Origin of the sequence: Flavobacterium limnosediminis JC2902 (genome assembly GCF_000498535.1) — a bacterium.
GTDB lineage: Bacteria > Bacteroidota > Bacteroidia > Flavobacteriales > Flavobacteriaceae > Flavobacterium > Flavobacterium limnosediminis.
This window is the reverse complement of sequence record NZ_AVGG01000001.1, coordinates 213,818-229,078: the sequence shown is the minus strand read 5'-3', so window position 1 is coordinate 229,078 and position 15,261 is coordinate 213,818. Positions and strand designations below refer to the sequence as shown.

Sequence of the window (15,261 nt, the reverse complement as noted above, 5' to 3'; positions counted from 1 at the left end):
TTAGACTTTTTAGATTTTCAGACTTTTCAGATTCTTAATGTTAACTAGGAATTCTTGTCGGACAATCTAAGTGGTTTGTTATATATTTACTGTTGTTCCAACGGATGCGCCTTCACAAACTTTCAATAAATTGCCTTGTTTGTTCATATCGAAAACGATAATCGGTAATTTATTTTCCTGACTTAACGTGAAAGCAGTCGTGTCCATAATGTTTAATCCTTTGCTCAATACGTCATCAAAAGTGATGTTTTCGTATTTAACGGCATCGGCATTTTTTTCCGGATCCGAATCATAAACGCCGTCCACACGGGTTCCTTTTAAAATTACGTCGCAATCTACTTCGATTCCTCTCAAAACGGCCGCGGTATCTGTCGTAAAATATGGATTTCCGGTTCCGGCACCAAAAATTACAATTCGGTTTTTCTCCAGATGACGTACGGCTCTTCTTTTAATATACGGCTCGGCAATGGCTTCGATTTTTAAAGCGGTCTGTAAACGCGTCTGCATTCCGGCATCTTCCAAAGCACCCTGTAAGGCCATTCCGTTGATAACCGTTGCCATCATTCCCATGTAATCGCCTTGTACACGATCCATTCCGTTACTTGCTCCGGCAACTCCTCTGAAAATATTTCCTCCACCGATCACAATGGCGATTTGTACACCTTTGTCGTGGATTTGTTTAATTTCAGCTGCATATTCCGCCAGGCGTTTTGGGTCGATTCCGTACTGACGGTCACCCATAAGCGCTTCGCCACTCAGTTTCAGAAGAATTCTGTTGTATTTCATTGCGATGTTTCGTTTAGTGATGCAAATATAGTTATAATCTGTTTTTTTGAAATAGGTTAACGGAAATTTATACGACAAGTTCTTCATAGGATTTTTTAGCGGCTTCATAACCAATGTTGAAAATCGCATCCATTTTGGTTTTACTGGTTTCAAACGTACTGAAAACGGCCAGTTCTTCGGGTTCGATAACCCAGTCGCAAATGTTGAATTTATGTGTATTGGAATTCGCCGAAAGTAGGTTGAAAGCCCTTGTGGTGACCGCTTTTATCGAAGACAAATCCTTTGCCTCAATTTTCTGGATCGGGCTTACATACACACCTATCAGTGTTTCGCATCTTCCCTGCAAAATATCGGAAGGGAAGTGATTTAAAATCCCCCCGTCACTGTACATGCTTCCGTTGATATGATAAGGGGAAAGTACGCCGGGAAAAGAGGAGGATGCCAGTACCGCATCGATTACTTTAGTTTCCGGTCCGAAAATTTTCAGTTTGCCTTTTACCAGATCAGTGGCTGTAATGTGGGTGTGAATTTTTAAATCTCCAATTCGTGTATCTCCGAAAATAGCATGGAAATACAGTTTGAAAGCATCGGAATCGATGATGCCCGCTTTCTTAAAAGTGAAATGTTTCCAGTTAAAGAAATAAATCGATTTGAAGAATTCCAGAATCTCATCAGGTGATTTTCCGTTGGCATACAAAGCGCCCACAATGGATCCCGCACTTGTTCCCGCGATGTGCGTGGGCAATATGTTTTTTTCCGCAAGAAATTTAAGCGCACCGGCATGCGCAAGTCCTTTGCTGCCACCGCCGGAAAGTATTAGTCCTAATGATTTTGTTTTTAAATCCATTTTAAATCTTTGCTATAAATTTACGCTTTTTGATCTTCAAAAGGTGACTTTTATCACATCTCAAGTGCGATTTTTGAATTAATTTTGTAGTTATAAATAAGAAAAATGAAAACAATCATAGCAAACAGCCTCAAAAACAGTTATAATTATGCTGAATACAGAACGAAAGTTACTGAATTGCTGGCGGAAGGGAAGTCGTCCGGAAACGAACAATCCGAAGATTTACTGCATTACAGCCAGCTCAATGAAGTTCGCATGAACCGTTTGGACAAAACTCTTGTGGTTCCGGAAGAGGTGAAAATACTGTTCGGTCAGCTGAAAACAAAATACATTTGGCTGGTTTTGGCCGAAGGCTGGTGTGGCGATGCGGCACAGTTACTGCCGATCATGCATAAAATGGACGAAGTTGCGGCCAATATCGATTTGCGCATAGTTTTCCGTGATGAAAACGAGTCTTTAATGCAGGAATTTTTAACCAACGGAGCACGGGCGGTTCCGAAATTAATCATCCTCAATGCGGATAATCACGAAGTACTTGCAGCCTGGGGACCAAGACCGGAAGGAGCCACGCGACTAATCAAGGAGTTCAAAGCGAAATTTGGTGTCGTAAACGAGGTGGCTAAAACCGAATTACAGAAATGGTACCTGCACGATAAAGGGTTGTCGACGATGGATGAAATTACGAAAATTATGCTTGCTTTGGAATAGCCGTATCTTCGAAATCGGTAACCAAAATGGCGTTTTTCACATCGAATTCACCAATTTTTGTACGGCGTAAAGCGGTTAAATGGGAGCCTGAACCTAATGCCTGGCCAAAATCAAAAGCCAAAGAACGGATATAAGTTCCCTTACTGCATACGACTCTGAAATCAATTTCTGGCAAAGCAATCCGGGTTAGTTCAAATTCGTGGATCGTGGTTTTTCGGTGTGCGATTTCCACTTCTTCTCCCGCTCTGGCGTGTTCATACAACCGTTTTCCGTCTTTTTTAATGGCCGAAAATACCGGTGGTTTCTGGTCGATTTCACCAATGAAACTTAAACGTGCCTGTTCAATCAATTCTGCGGTAATGTGTTCCGTAGGGAAAGTGGCATCGATTTCGGTTTCCAGATCATACGAAGGCGTTGTGGCTCCGATATGGAATGTTCCGGTGTATTCCTTCGGCATTCCCATCAGTTCCGTAATTCTTTTAGTGAATTTTCCGGTACAGACAATCAGCAGGCCGGAAGCCAACGGATCTAAAGTCCCCGCGTGTCCAATTTTGAATTTCTTCGGAAGTCCCAATTTGTTGATTAACGTGTATTTCAGCTTGTTAACCGCCTGAAAGGAGCTCCATTTCAAGGGTTTGTCAATCAGCAGGATTTGTCCGTTTATGTAATCTTCGGGAGTCAGCAAGGTAAATTATTTTAAATAGGTGAAGTAAACCAAAAGTCCGATTCCGGCAACAATGCGGTACCAGCCCCAGGGTTTGAAACCGTATTGTTTGATGATGCCGATGAAAAATTTGATAGCCAAAACCGCCACGATAAACGCGACTACATTTCCAATAAGGAACAGTTTTATGTTTTCGTCGGATTTTAAAATCAGTTCGTAGCCTTTCATCTGCGAATGCTCATACGTTTTAAGGAAAACCGAATAACATGTTACCGCCAACATGGTGGGAACCGCTAAGAAAAACGAAAACTCCGCAGCGGCGTGCCGGGTCAATCCCTGTTGCATTCCGCCAATAATCGAAGCCGCCGAACGACTAGTCCCCGGCATCATCGCCAGGCACTGCCAAAAGCCAATGGCCACGGCTTTCTTTATGGTGATGTCTTCCTCGCTGGCGACGGTTGGTGTCTGAAAACGGCTGTCAATGAAAAGGAGGATGATTCCGCCCACTATCAGTACAATCGCAATGGGAATCGGGTTGCCTAACACCGCTTCAATTTTATCGTCGAATAATTTTCCCAATACCAAGGCGGGAATAACGGCACAGGCTAATTTTATGAAGAAATTCAGCTTGGAGAAATCGAAAAATTTCTTCCAGTACAAAGCCACTACGGCCAAGATGGCACCAAATTGGATTGAAACCTGAAACAGTTTTACGAAATCGTCTTCCTGTATGCCGAAATAAGAACTTGCAAATACCATGTGCCCTGTTGAAGAAACCGGAAGGTATTCGGTTAAACCTTCAATAATGGCGATAATTAACGCTTGAAAAAAATCCATTGGAGAGCTGCTGAGTTGCTGAGTTACTGAGTTACTAAGTTTTTCTGAGGACTAAGTGACTAAGCTACTCAGTAACTATTATTTACTTTTTTTGAAAATCGAATAAATCGTGATCCCGAAACCGATCAGAACCACGGTCGGAGCCAATCGGATTCTGCGGAAATCAAAAATGGCATCGCTGAAAACTTTTGGGTCATCGCTGCCGCCTCCCGACATCAGGATAAAACCTAAGGCGATTACACCCAATCCGATTAAAAGAATTTTATAGTTGATGCTTTCAAAAAGAAAGTCCGGTTTTTGTTTGTTTTCCATATTGTTGTTGTTTTAAACGAGTCGCCAACCACTGACCACTGTTTACTAATAAAGATCGTCGGTTCTCAAATTCAAAAAGCGTTGCGTCGCAAAGAACGTGCTTATCCATGTGATTACGATACCTACAGCCAAAACACCTCCCAAAATTATGAACATGGACAGGTAATCTTTTGCGATGCCCAGATTCGGGAACAATCCGTCAACGTAAAACGTTAAAGCGATAAGCGCAATGATGGCCAAGCCCGAGCCGATTAATCCCAAACGAATGCTTCTCCAGATAAACGGTTTTCTGATGAACGACTTTGTGGCGCCCACCATCTGCATGGTTTTGATGATGAATCGGTTGGAGTATACCGAAAGGCGTAGTGAACTGTTGATTAACAACATCGAAATCAATGCAAAAACACTGCTGATTACCAAAATCCAGAAACTGATTTTCTTGATGTTCTCATTCGCCAGTTCCACTAATTTTTTATCGTAGATAACTTCGGAAACCATTTCGTTGGTTTTGATGTCACTCTCGATCTGTTTGATTTTTGCCGATTCCACATACTCGCTTTTTAAGTGAATATCAAAGGAATTCGGAAGTGGGTTCATTCCTAAAAACTCAAGGAAATCCTCACCAACAATGTCTTTATTGTTTTTAGCCGCATCTTCTTTGGATACGAAAACAAAATCCTTTACGAAAGCTGAACTTTTCAGTTTCGTTTCAAAAGCCTTTAAAATGGTATCATTCGCTTCGTCTTTAAAGTACACCGACATCGGAATGTCTTCCTTAAAACTGTTCGAAATTTTCTCAGAATGGATTACGAATAAACCCAATGCTCCCAAAAGGAACAACACTAAAAAAATACTTAAAACCACAGAAAAATAAGAAGAAATAAGTCGTCTTCTCTGAAAGTTCTCGAAGGATGGTGCCATATGCAATCTGAATTAAGCCGTAAAAATAATAAAGAAAATCGTTTTTAACCTTTATAACGCCCAAAGTTTTAACTTTCTTATAATATAATGTAAATTTGCCACACAATTTTTAGGTCAGGAGCGTCCCGATAGCTATCGGGAGGCTCGGGCTTTATCGGTTGTCCCTATTCCCGCTGTCCGTTGCAATCTGTCATTGCGAGTTTGCGAAGCAATCTCCCAATAACAGGATTTCCACTACCATCGGGGCTATTGGGAAAACTATAGGGATTTTTATAAACATATAACTCAGTAACTTAGTGCCTTAGTGCCTTAGTACCTTAGTAACTAAAAAATGAAATACTTTCACAACGAAATCGAAGCCAAATGGCAACAGTATTGGGCAAAAAATCAAACCTTTGCCGCACAAAACAATTCCGATAAACCAAAATATTATGTTTTGGACATGTTTCCTTATCCTTCGGGAGCAGGATTACACGTAGGGCATCCGCTGGGGTATATCGCTTCTGATATTGTGGCGCGTTACAAAAGACATCAGGGTTTCAATGTGTTACATCCGCAAGGCTATGATTCCTTCGGATTGCCGGCCGAGCAGTACGCAATTCAAACCGGACAACATCCCGATACGACTACCAAAGAAAATATTGCCCGTTACCGTGAGCAGTTGGATAAAATCGGTTTCTCTTTCGATTGGAGCCGTGAAGTGCGTACTTCCAATGCCGATTATTACAAACATACACAGTGGATTTTCATTCAGTTGTTCAATTCCTGGTACAATATAACTTCTGATAAAGCCGAAGACATTACCACTTTGACAGCCCTATTCGAAAAAGAAGGGAATGCCAATGTGAAAGCGGTTTGTGATGACAACATTGCGCCATTTTCCGCAGCGGAATGGAATGCATTCTCATCCGATGAACAACAAAAAATTCTATTACAATACAGATTAACCTATCTGGCGGAAACCGAAGTAAACTGGTGTCCGGCGTTGGGAACCGTTTTGGCGAACGACGAAATCGTGAACGGTGTTTCCGAGCGTGGCGGCCATCCGGTCATCCGTAAAAAAATGATGCAATGGTCGATGCGAATTTCGGCTTATGCAGAACGTTTGTTGCAAGGATTGGAAACCATCGACTGGACGGAATCGTTGAAAGAATCGCAAAGAAACTGGATCGGGAAATCAGTGGGAGCTTCCGTAGAATTCAGATTGCAGAATTCAGAAGGCAGTATAGAGGTTTTCACTACACGACCTGATACCATTTTTGGTGTGACGTTCATGACCTTGGCACCGGAACACGAATTGGTGGCGCAAATCACCACTCCGGAACAAAAAGCAGCAGTGGAAGCCTATGTGGAAGCTACGGCGAAACGTTCGGAAAGAGAAAGAATGGCTGATGTAAAACATATTTCCGGAGTTTTCACCGGAGCCTATGCCGAGCATCCGTTCACCAAAGAACCAATTCCGGTTTGGATAGGTGATTATGTGTTGGCGGGTTACGGAACAGGAGCGGTTATGGCAGTACCTTGCGGCGACGAAAGGGATTACGCGTTTGCGAATTTCTTCAAAGGAACCCACGGGATGCCGGCCATTAAAAATATTTTCAATCAGGATATTTCAGCAGAAGCTTTCGGAGCCAAAGAAGGATTCGAATTGATAAATTCTGATTTCCTAAACGGATTGGATTACATAACCGGAACGAAAAAAGTAATCGAAGAATTAGAGAAAATCGGTGCCGGAAAAGCAAAAGTAAACTACCGTTTGCGCGATGCGGTGTTCTCCCGTCAGCGTTATTGGGGTGAGCCGTTCCCGGTATATTACGTGAACGGAATGCCACAGATGATCGATGCGAAACATTTGCCAATCGCCTTACCGGAAGTGGAAAAATACCTTCCCACCGAAGACGGTCAGCCACCATTAGGGAATGCTACTCATTGGGCCTGGGATACTGTTAACAATGTAGTGGTTGCCAACGAAAAGATAGACAGCCAAACTGTATTTGCGTTGGAATTAAACACCATGCCGGGTTGGGCGGGAAGTTCTTGGTACTGGATGCGTTACATGGACGCGCACAACGAAAATGAATTTGCCGGTCAGGATGCCTTGAAATATTGGGAAAACGTGGATTTATACATCGGCGGAAGCGAGCACGCGACTGGTCACTTATTGTATTCCCGTTTCTGGAACAAATTCCTGAAAGACCGAGGTTTTGCGCCAACGGAAGAGCCGTTCAAAAAACTGATCAATCAGGGAATGATTTTGGGAATGAGTGCGTTTGTATACCGAACGGAAGATTCCAAATCATTAATTTCGAAAGGACTTATTGCCGATAAAAATGTGCATGCAATACACGTTGATTTGTCATTAATCAATGATGTAACGAACGAGTTGGATATCGAAGCCTTCAAAAACCATCCGTTATATTCCGATTATAAAGACGCCGAATTCGTTTTGGAAAACGGCAAATACATCGTAGGCCGCGAAGTAGAAAAAATGTCCAAATCCAAATACAACGTAGTAAATCCGGATGACATCTGCGAACAATATGGGGCCGATACCTTACGTTTATACGAAATGTTCTTAGGGCCATTGGAACAGGCAAAACCTTGGAACACCGCCGGAATTACCGGAGTGTCAGGTTTCCTTAAAAAACTGTGGCGTTTGTATTTCGACGATAACGGTCTGATCGTAACCAACGACGAACCAACGGCCGACATGTACAAATCGCTACACAAAACCATCAAAAAAGTAACCGAAGATATCGAGAATTTCTCGTTCAACACCTCGGTTTCCCAATTTATGATTTGCGTGAACGAGTTGGCACAGCAGAAATGCAACCACCGTGCGATTTTAGAACCGTTAGCGCTTTTAGTTTCACCATACGCACCACACATCGCCGAAGAATTATGGAGTGCTTTAGGTCACGAAGGTTCCATCGCAACCGTAGCCTTCCCGATTTTCGAGGCAAAATATTTAGTGGAATCTGAAAAAGAATATCCGGTTTCCTTTAACGGAAAAATGCGTTTCACGATTAAGCTACCGTTGGATTTATCCGCAGCCCAAATCGAGGAGATCGTAATGGCCGATGAAAGAACACAAACGCAATTGCAAGGCAGAACGCCAAATAAAGTGATTATCGTTCCGGGGAAAATTATCAACCTGGTAGGATAAATAAATTGGATAAATAAATTTAAGCCCTGAGTAATCATATTCAGGGCTTTTTTATAGGGTTGTCAGAAATCATCGCCCATTGTAACAGTTGACACAGATTCCGCAGATTAGCACAGATTTTAAATTGAGTGTAGTAAATCTGTGAAAATTTGTGAAATCTGTGTTGAATTAAAATTAATAAAACTTTAACCTGTCAAAATTGCATTTAACGACTGTCTGAACCTATTTTGGTCTACAATTTGCTGAACTTTCCGTAACTTTAACAGATTAAAAACAAATCAAAATGATAGGATATTATATTTTATTGGGCGGTATCGCTTTAGTGAGTTTTCTGGTAAGCTCAAAATTGAAAAGTAAGTTTGAAGAATATTCGAGGGTGCACCTGCGTAACGGTATGAGCGGTGCCGAAATCGCCGAGAAAATGCTGGCCGACAACGGAATTTACGACGTAAAAGTAATTTCCACACCCGGAAGACTAACCGATCATTACAATCCGGTTGACAAAACGGTAAACCTGAGTGAAGCAGTTTATAACGAGCGAAATGCGGCTTCGGCAGCAGTGGCAGCACACGAATGTGGTCACGCCGTACAACACGCCGCGGCCTACGATATGTTAACGTTGCGTTCCAAATTGGTTCCCATGGTAAACGTTTCGTCTCAATTGTCACAATGGCTGATTTTCGGCGGACTGATTCTTGGTGCCGGTGCTAAAATGGGCTTCGGATTTTATATTGCCATTGCCGGTTTGGTATTGATGGCGATTGCCACGGCATTCAGTTTTATAACCTTACCGGTGGAATACGATGCCAGTAACCGCGCATTGGCTTGGCTAAAAAACAAAAACATGTTAAGTCAGCAGGAATATGCCGGTGCCGAAGATGCCTTAAAATGGGCCGCAAGAACCTACGTGGTGGCAGCCATAGGAGCCTTGGCATCGCTCTTGTACTGGGCCTTTCAGGTTTTTGGCAGAAGGGATTAAGAAAATAGTTTATAAAAGCAAGATCCGTTACAAGTGTAGCGGATTTTTTATTTCCATTCGGGAGAATTGGGAGCGAATGGTTCGGGATTTATCGGGATACCTTATTCCTGTCATCCGTTACAATCTGTTATTGCGAAAAGAATCGCAATAACAGGATTTCCACTTCTGTCAGGGCTGGGAAGGGAACTGATGGTCCATCTGTGATCTAACCGCAAACTGAGACTGCAAACTACAACTGTATCTGTCGGTCAATCTGCTGATCCAGCGAAATAAAGGTTTCTGTTCTGGAAACGCCGTCAATCGCCTGAATTTTTTTGTTGAGCAACTGCATCAGATGTTCGTTATCGCGACAGAGAATTTTAATCAGGATGCTCCAATTTCCGGTGGTATAATGGCATTCCAATACTTCCGGAATTTTTTTCAGTTCTTTTACCGCTTCCGGATTTCGGGCGGCCTTGTCCAGATAAATCCCCACAAAGGCCATGGTGCTGTACCCTAAAACCTTAGTGTTAACCACAAATTTCGATCCCGAAATAACGCCTGCCTGCTCCAGTTTCCGTAAGCGTTGGTGGATCGCGGCACCGGAAATCCCTATTTTGTTGGCAATCTGTAAAATGGGTTTTCGGGCATCTTCCATCAGATCACGCAGGATTTGTTTGTCGATACCGTCGATTTCTGTCTGAAGGTGATTTGGCTTCATGATTAAAAATATGTAAGTTATTTTAAGTTTTTTGTTTCAAAAATAATAAAAAATATGAGTTTTGATTTATTTTTTATAAAATTGTAAAAATTTACGCATCTAAATAAGGAAGTATGTTTCGTTATAAGTGAAACAATTTCCCCAAAATTGTCAATTTACTACTAACCCCCAAATCTAGTAAAATGAAAAAACTAACTTTTAAATCAGGTTTTACAGTGATGGCATCGCTGTTAACCGTCTTTGTGTCAACGGCTCAGGAAATAGAAGCCGTTCCCGAAAAACCAATCACCAAAAAGGTGGTGGAAAGTCAGATGAATCAGATTATGGTGAATTCGTCTGAACAACATGGTGTAAAAATGGTTACGAAATCCGCGTTGGAAGAATTAAACGCCGATATGATGACCCTGCTTTCCAGAAACGAAAGCGATCTGGCGAATTCAAAAGCAATTATTGAAAGCAAGAATTCAGAAATCAAAAAACTGCAGAATGAAGTGGCTAAAGCCAATACCCGGATGTCGACTTCAGATACAGGCAATGAAACCTTTGTGTTTTTTGGAATGCAGCTAAGTAAGAGTCTTTATCATGCCATTATGTGGACGTTGGTCCTGACCTTGTCGATATTCGTTGTTTTTTTGGTTACAAGATTTAAGAGCGCGAATGGTATTACACGCCAGTCCAAAGAAAAACTAACCGAAGTGGAAGACGAATTTGAGTTGTTTAAACGCAATGCTATAGAAAGAGAACAAAAACTGCGACGCCAGTTGCAGGACGAAATTAACAGGCAGAAAAAAATGCTTGTTGATGTTTCATAAAAAAAAAGCCCCTCCATAGCGGGGCTTTTTGCTATTTGTATCCGTTGTATGCTACTTCTTTTTCTTTAAAAATAACACCGTATTCTTCAAGTTCTTTTAAAATCGGCAGGTATACTTCTTTGTTTAAGGGTAATTGAACACCAGGTGTTTTAATATTGCCGTTCAGAATTTGTAATGTTGCCATGGCTACAGGTAAACCAACCGTTTTTGCCATTGCGGTATAGGTTTGGTCGTCGCCAAGGCATACCATGGTAGCATCAATTTGTTTTCTTTGGCCGTTTAATTCATAACCAAATTTGTGATACATGACAATCATGTCTTTGTCGTCGGGCTGCAGTGTCCAGCTGTCTGTTAGAATTTTTTCCAGAATTTGTGCCGGAGTCGCATTTTTGATGCCAACAATTTTATTCGGGTTGAATAAGTCCAATTCCAGTAACTTATCCCACATCACATCATCCTGATCAATTTTTAATTGGTGACGCAATTTAATTTCTATAGAATCGGTTGTATGATAAGGTAAGAATAAATTAACGAATTCACGGTAGCTCATTGTTTCGGAGTTGTCAATGGCATACGAATCGTCTGTCATGCCTAATTGTACAAACATGTCCCAGGCTTTTGAATATCCCACACGACGGATGGTGCCCCTGAAAACGGTAAGGGCATCATTTAATCCGTACACGCTTCGGTATTTTAAAGAATCCCGGTTGGCATAACCTTCAAATTTTCCGTAACCTTCCACTTCCAGAAATTCGGTCCTGCGGAATAATTTGTGATATGGAATGTATTTGTAAGTGCCTTCCTGAATGAATTTTGCGGCACCGCCCTGACCTGCCAGAACAACGTTTCTCGGCGCCCAGGTAAACTTGTAATTCCAAAGATTGTTGTCGGATTCCGGAGCGACCAAGCCGCCACAGAAGGATTCGAACAGGATGGTTTTTCCTCCTTTTTCGCGGATTTCATCCAGAACTTTCATGGCACTCAAATGGTCAATTCCCGGATCCAGGCCGATTTCGTTCATGAAAATCAGGTTGTTTTCTTTTGCAGCTGCATCAAGGCTTTGCATCGCATCGGAAATATAGGAGGCGGTAACCATGTGTTTTTTGTAGGTGATACAGTCTTTGGCTACTTCAATGTGCAGATGGGCCGGAAGCATTGATATTACAATGTCTGCCTTTTGGATTTCTTCCCTGCGTTGGTTTTCGTTGAAGATGTCCAGTGCAATTGCCGAGGCATTTTTATGGTTTTGTGTTTTTTTCTGAGCCAATTCCAAAGACAAATCGCCAATGGTGATATGCAGCTTTTCGCTTTCCGATTTTTCCAAAAGATATTTGATAAGCGACGACGCCGAACGACCCGCTCCTATAATCAGAATGTTTCTCATAAGGAGTTTTGTTTTAAAAAGTCCACGAAAATAAGAATTTGTTATATTCTTTCATACAGAAACGGGATAAGTTTCATTATTTAACTTTTAATTGTGCTAACTTTGGGCACAATTTTAATTTTATGGATAAGAAAGTTATTGCTGTTGCAGCTTTTATGGGTGCTGTGGCTATTGTTTTAGGGGCCTTCGGTGCGCACAGTCTTAAGGCACATTTGGGCGAAACCGAGTTGGCAACCTTTGAGACCGGGGTGCGTTATCAGATGTACCACGCTTTATTTCTTCTTTTTGTCGGAACAACCAATCTTATTTCCGTGAAAACGAAAAAAAATATCTTATGGCTGGTTTCCGCTGGTGTTGTTTTCTTTTCCGGCTCAATCTATTTGTTGTCAACGGCTTCGATAACTTTGATGAATACAAAAATCATTGGTCCGATAACCCCGTTGGGCGGATTGTTAATGATTTCCGGCTGGATTGTGCTTTTTGCTAAAATTCGGGGAGGAAAGGCAGAATAATTGGTTAAAAAAACCTATCTGAAATTAAATTTTTTTATTTTTGCAATCTTAAAAACAAACAAACAACACATTTTAATTATGAATGTTACCAAAACAATTTCATTAGAGAAATACGGAATTAAAAACACTGTTGAGGTTGTCTATAATCCGTCTTATGATTTCTTATATAATGAAGAACTGAATCCTGCATTGGAAGGTTTTGAAAAAGGGCAATTGTCAGAACTTGGTGCGGTTAATGTAATGACAGGTGTATTCACGGGAAGATCTCCAAAAGATAAATATATTGTAAATGATGATGTGACTAAAGATACAATCTGGTGGACATCAGACAAAGCGGTAAACGATAATAAGCCAATCACTCAAGATACCTGGAATGCCTTAAAGGAAACTACGGTTAACCAGCTTTCTTCAAAAAGATTGTTTGTGGTGGATGCTTTTTGCGGTGCCAACGAAGATACACGTCTGAAAGTGCGTTTCATTATGGAAGTGGCATGGCAGGCGCATTTTGTGAAAAACATGTTCATCCGTCCTACGGAAGCGGAATTGGAAAACTTCGGTGAGCCGGATTTCGTTGTAATGAACGGATCGAAAACAAGTTTTAAAGATTATGCTGCTCACGGATTAAATTCTGAAGTATATGTTGCCTTCAATCTTACCGAGAAAATTCAGTTGATCGGAGGAACCTGGTATGGTGGTGAGATGAAAAAAGGGTTGTTCTCTATGATGAACTATTATCTTCCGTTAAGAGGGATTGCGTCAATGCACTGTTCTGCCAATAAAGGAAAAGGCGGTGATGTTGCTGTTTTCTTCGGATTGTCAGGTACAGGAAAAACAACGTTATCAACAGATCCGAAACGTGAATTAATCGGTGACGATGAGCACGGATGGGACAATGACGGTGTTTTCAACTTCGAAGGGGGTTGTTACGCAAAGACAATCGATTTAAGTAAAGAAAACGAACCGGATATTTATGGTGCTATTCGTCGTGATGCCTTGTTGGAAAACGTTACGCTTGATGCGAATGGAGTAATTGATTTTAAAGACGGTTCGGTAACACAAAATACACGTGTTTCGTATCCGATCGATCATATTGAAAATATCGTTAAGCCGGTTTCTAAAGCAGGACACGCTTCAAAAGTAATCTTCTTAACAGCAGATGCTTTCGGTGTAATGCCGCCGGTTTCTAAATTAACTCCGGAGCAAACAAAATACTATTTCCTTTCCGGATTTACGGCTAAATTAGCAGGTACGGAAAGAGGTGTTACGCAGCCGGAGCCAACGTTCTCAGCGTGTTTCGGAAAAGCATTCTTATGTTTACATCCAACAAAATACGGAGAAGAACTGGTTAAGAAAATGGAAGAGCACAACGCAACAGCTTATATGGTAAATACAGGCTGGAATGGAACAGGAAAACGTATTTCCATTAAAGATACGCGTGCTATTATCGATAGAATCCTTGATGGTTCGTTGGAAAAAGCGGATACGCAAATCGTTCCGATCTTCAATTTGGAAGTGCCAACGGCTTTAGAAGGTGTGAATGCCGAAATTCTTGATCCGAGAAATACGTATGCCGATGCTTCTGATTGGGCTGAAAAAGCTACAGATTTGGCGGGAAGATTTGTTAAAAACTTCGTACAGTATACGGATAACGAAGAAGGTAAAAACCTTGTTAAGGCTGGGCCTCAATTGTAATCTGATAAGAGTTTTATATAGAAAAAACCACTTCGTAAGAAGTGGTTTTTTTTTGTTTTTCGTTAATTTAAAGCTTCCGGTTTTTTAAAGGTTGGAAGCTTTATGTTTTTAAAATGGGAATAAAAAAAAGCAGCCAATCGGCTGCTTTAGTATATTGTATAGGTAATGTTATTTTTCCTTAGATTCCTTATTGGCTTTAACAATGTATTTTTCCAGAGCCATCGTCATGGAAGGAGTTTCCGGCGTTGGCGCCATAATATCCACTCTTAAACCGTGATCTAAAGCTTCTTTCTGGGTAGTGCTACCGAATACGGCAATTCGCGTATTGTTCTGCACGAAATCAGGGAAGTTTTTGAATAACGATTTAATTCCTGTCGGGCTAAAGAAAGCCAATACATCATAATAAACGTCTTTTAAGTCTGAAAGATCGCTCATTACGGTTCTGTAGAATGTTCCCGGTACCCAGTTTACTTTTAAACCGTTCAGTGTTTGCGGTACGTCCGCATTCAATTGATCGGATGACGGTAAAAGGAATTTTTCGTCTTTGTATTTTTTGATAAGCGGTGACAAATCGACAAAGTCTTTCTGACCCACATAAATTTTACGTTTGCGATACACCACGTACTTCTGTAAATAGAAAGCTATGGCTTCCGATTGGCAGAAATATTTCAGGTCTTCCGGTACTTTGTAGCGCATCTCTTCGGCAACTCTGAAGAAATGATCCACCGAGTTTTTGCTGGTTAAGATAATCGCTGTAAAGTTGTTTAAGTCGATTTTTTGTGCTCGAACTTCTTTGGCCGGAACGCCCTCTACGTGAATAAAAGGTCTGAAGTCAACTTTGATCTTCAGTTTTTGCTGTAGTTCAAAGTACGGTGAATTCTCCACTTTAGGCTCTGGTTGAGAAACCAAGATAGTTTTCACTTTCATATTTTAAATAAAAT

15 protein-coding genes are annotated in these 15,261 nt (G+C 41.3%); 6 read left to right on the top strand and 9 right to left on the bottom strand.

All coding sequences use genetic code 11. The features are described 5' to 3' along the window. Window positions 1–78: 78 nt before the first annotated feature. Both pyrH and FLJC2902T_RS01045 read right to left on the bottom strand, forming a co-directional pair. Window positions 79–786 carry a UMP kinase gene (gene pyrH, locus FLJC2902T_RS01050; RefSeq protein ID WP_023577926.1) on the bottom strand — a complete coding sequence of 236 codons (708 nt, stop codon included), beginning with the start codon at window positions 784–786 and terminating at the stop codon, window positions 79–81. Window positions 787–853: 67 nt separating this feature from the next. Next, window positions 854–1,633: a patatin-like phospholipase family protein gene (locus tag FLJC2902T_RS01045; RefSeq protein WP_023577925.1), complete on the bottom strand. Its 780-nt coding sequence runs from the start codon at window positions 1,631–1,633 to the stop codon at window positions 854–856. A gap of 105 nt (window positions 1,634–1,738) precedes the next feature. Between FLJC2902T_RS01045 and FLJC2902T_RS01040 the strand changes: the two genes are divergently transcribed. After that, complete coding sequence (locus FLJC2902T_RS01040) at window positions 1,739–2,341, top strand: thioredoxin family protein (protein ID WP_023577924.1); 603 nt, start codon at window positions 1,739–1,741, stop codon at window positions 2,339–2,341. On the opposite strand, the gene truB is transcribed toward FLJC2902T_RS01040, so the two are convergent. From truB to FLJC2902T_RS01020, 4 genes are all read right to left on the bottom strand, one after another. Then, window positions 2,322–3,023: a tRNA pseudouridine(55) synthase TruB gene (truB, locus tag FLJC2902T_RS01035; RefSeq protein WP_035676837.1), complete on the bottom strand. Its 702-nt coding sequence runs from the start codon at window positions 3,021–3,023 to the stop codon at window positions 2,322–2,324. The two genes, FLJC2902T_RS01040 and truB, sit on opposite strands and share 20 nt — an antisense overlap. 9 nt (window positions 3,024–3,032) lie before the next feature. Continuing rightward, window positions 3,033–3,842 carry an undecaprenyl-diphosphate phosphatase gene (locus tag FLJC2902T_RS01030; RefSeq protein ID WP_023577922.1) on the bottom strand — a complete coding sequence of 270 codons (810 nt, stop codon included), beginning with the start codon at window positions 3,840–3,842 and terminating at the stop codon, window positions 3,033–3,035. 78 nt (window positions 3,843–3,920) lie between these two features. Continuing rightward, on the bottom strand, window positions 3,921–4,154 hold the full coding sequence (locus tag FLJC2902T_RS01025) for a DUF3098 domain-containing protein (RefSeq protein ID WP_023577921.1): 234 nt from the start codon (window positions 4,152–4,154) through the stop codon (window positions 3,921–3,923). A gap of 45 nt (window positions 4,155–4,199) precedes the next feature. Continuing rightward, a complete protein-coding gene (locus tag FLJC2902T_RS01020) occupies window positions 4,200–5,075 on the bottom strand; it encodes a cell division protein FtsX (protein WP_023577920.1) in 876 nt (291 codons plus the stop codon). Window positions 5,076–5,406: 331 nt separating this feature from the next. On the opposite strand from FLJC2902T_RS01020, the gene leuS reads away from it, so the two are divergent. Further along, window positions 5,407–8,241 (top strand): leucine--tRNA ligase, encoded by a 2,835-nt coding sequence (gene leuS, locus FLJC2902T_RS01015; protein ID WP_023577919.1) that lies wholly within the window; start codon window positions 5,407–5,409, stop codon window positions 8,239–8,241. Between the two features lie 283 nt (window positions 8,242–8,524). Further along, window positions 8,525–9,220, top strand: a complete 696-nt coding sequence (locus FLJC2902T_RS01010; RefSeq protein WP_023577918.1) for a zinc metallopeptidase — start codon at window positions 8,525–8,527, stop codon at window positions 9,218–9,220. Window positions 9,221–9,449: 229 nt separating this feature from the next. Here FLJC2902T_RS01010 and FLJC2902T_RS01005 read toward each other — a convergent pair whose 3' ends face one another. Next, entirely contained in the window at window positions 9,450–9,920 is a 471-nt protein-coding gene (locus FLJC2902T_RS01005) for an Lrp/AsnC ligand binding domain-containing protein (protein ID WP_023577917.1), read from the bottom strand. A 182-nt stretch (window positions 9,921–10,102) separates the two neighbouring features. On the opposite strand from FLJC2902T_RS01005, the gene FLJC2902T_RS15675 reads away from it, so the two are divergent. Then, entirely contained in the window at window positions 10,103–10,732 is a 630-nt protein-coding gene (locus FLJC2902T_RS15675; protein ID WP_023577916.1) for a cytochrome b family protein, read from the top strand. 31 nt (window positions 10,733–10,763) lie between these two features. Here the strand turns inward: FLJC2902T_RS15675 and FLJC2902T_RS00995 are convergent, their stop codons facing one another. Continuing rightward, window positions 10,764–12,116, bottom strand: a complete 1,353-nt coding sequence (locus tag FLJC2902T_RS00995) for a saccharopine dehydrogenase family protein (protein WP_023577915.1) — start codon at window positions 12,114–12,116, stop codon at window positions 10,764–10,766. A 122-nt stretch (window positions 12,117–12,238) separates the two neighbouring features. On the opposite strand from FLJC2902T_RS00995, the gene FLJC2902T_RS00990 reads away from it, so the two are divergent. Then, entirely contained in the window at window positions 12,239–12,628 is a 390-nt protein-coding gene (locus FLJC2902T_RS00990; protein WP_023577914.1) for a DUF423 domain-containing protein, read from the top strand. Between the two features lie 78 nt (window positions 12,629–12,706). Then, the gene (pckA, locus tag FLJC2902T_RS00985) at window positions 12,707–14,320 is read left to right on the top strand and encodes a phosphoenolpyruvate carboxykinase (ATP) (RefSeq protein ID WP_035676834.1); all 1,614 of its coding nucleotides are present in this window, start codon (window positions 12,707–12,709) and stop codon (window positions 14,318–14,320) included. A 168-nt stretch (window positions 14,321–14,488) separates the two neighbouring features. Here the strand turns inward: pckA and FLJC2902T_RS00980 are convergent, their stop codons facing one another. Next, window positions 14,489–15,247 carry a uroporphyrinogen-III synthase gene (locus FLJC2902T_RS00980; RefSeq protein ID WP_035676604.1) on the bottom strand — a complete coding sequence of 253 codons (759 nt, stop codon included), beginning with the start codon at window positions 15,245–15,247 and terminating at the stop codon, window positions 14,489–14,491. Between the last annotated feature and the right edge of the window lie 14 nt (window positions 15,248–15,261).

What these genes read in the sequence shown, in the direction of transcription:
- FLJC2902T_RS01025 (WP_023577921.1), bottom strand. Translation starts at nt 4,154, where the DNA reads ATGGAAAACAAACAAAAACCGGACTTTCTTTTTGAAAGCATCAACTAT.
- FLJC2902T_RS01005 (WP_023577917.1), bottom strand. Translation starts at nt 9,920, where the DNA reads ATGAAGCCAAATCACCTTCAGACAGAAATCGACGGTATCGACAAACAA.
- FLJC2902T_RS00980 (WP_035676604.1), bottom strand. Translation starts at nt 15,247, where the DNA reads ATGAAAGTGAAAACTATCTTGGTTTCTCAACCAGAGCCTAAAGTGGAG.
- FLJC2902T_RS00995 (WP_023577915.1), bottom strand. Translation starts at nt 12,116, where the DNA reads ATGAGAAACATTCTGATTATAGGAGCGGGTCGTTCGGCGTCGTCGCTT.
- pyrH (WP_023577926.1), bottom strand. Translation starts at nt 786, where the DNA reads ATGAAATACAACAGAATTCTTCTGAAACTGAGTGGCGAAGCGCTTATG.
- pckA (WP_035676834.1), top strand. Translation starts at nt 12,707, where the DNA reads ATGAATGTTACCAAAACAATTTCATTAGAGAAATACGGAATTAAAAAC.
- FLJC2902T_RS01045 (WP_023577925.1), bottom strand. Translation starts at nt 1,633, where the DNA reads ATGGATTTAAAAACAAAATCATTAGGACTAATACTTTCCGGCGGTGGC.
- leuS (WP_023577919.1), top strand. Translation starts at nt 5,407, where the DNA reads ATGAAATACTTTCACAACGAAATCGAAGCCAAATGGCAACAGTATTGG.
- FLJC2902T_RS01020 (WP_023577920.1), bottom strand. Translation starts at nt 5,075, where the DNA reads ATGGCACCATCCTTCGAGAACTTTCAGAGAAGACGACTTATTTCTTCT.
- FLJC2902T_RS01040 (WP_023577924.1), top strand. Translation starts at nt 1,739, where the DNA reads ATGAAAACAATCATAGCAAACAGCCTCAAAAACAGTTATAATTATGCT.
- FLJC2902T_RS01010 (WP_023577918.1), top strand. Translation starts at nt 8,525, where the DNA reads ATGATAGGATATTATATTTTATTGGGCGGTATCGCTTTAGTGAGTTTT.
- FLJC2902T_RS15675 (WP_023577916.1), top strand. Translation starts at nt 10,103, where the DNA reads ATGAAAAAACTAACTTTTAAATCAGGTTTTACAGTGATGGCATCGCTG.
- FLJC2902T_RS00990 (WP_023577914.1), top strand. Translation starts at nt 12,239, where the DNA reads ATGGATAAGAAAGTTATTGCTGTTGCAGCTTTTATGGGTGCTGTGGCT.
- FLJC2902T_RS01030 (WP_023577922.1), bottom strand. Translation starts at nt 3,842, where the DNA reads ATGGATTTTTTTCAAGCGTTAATTATCGCCATTATTGAAGGTTTAACC.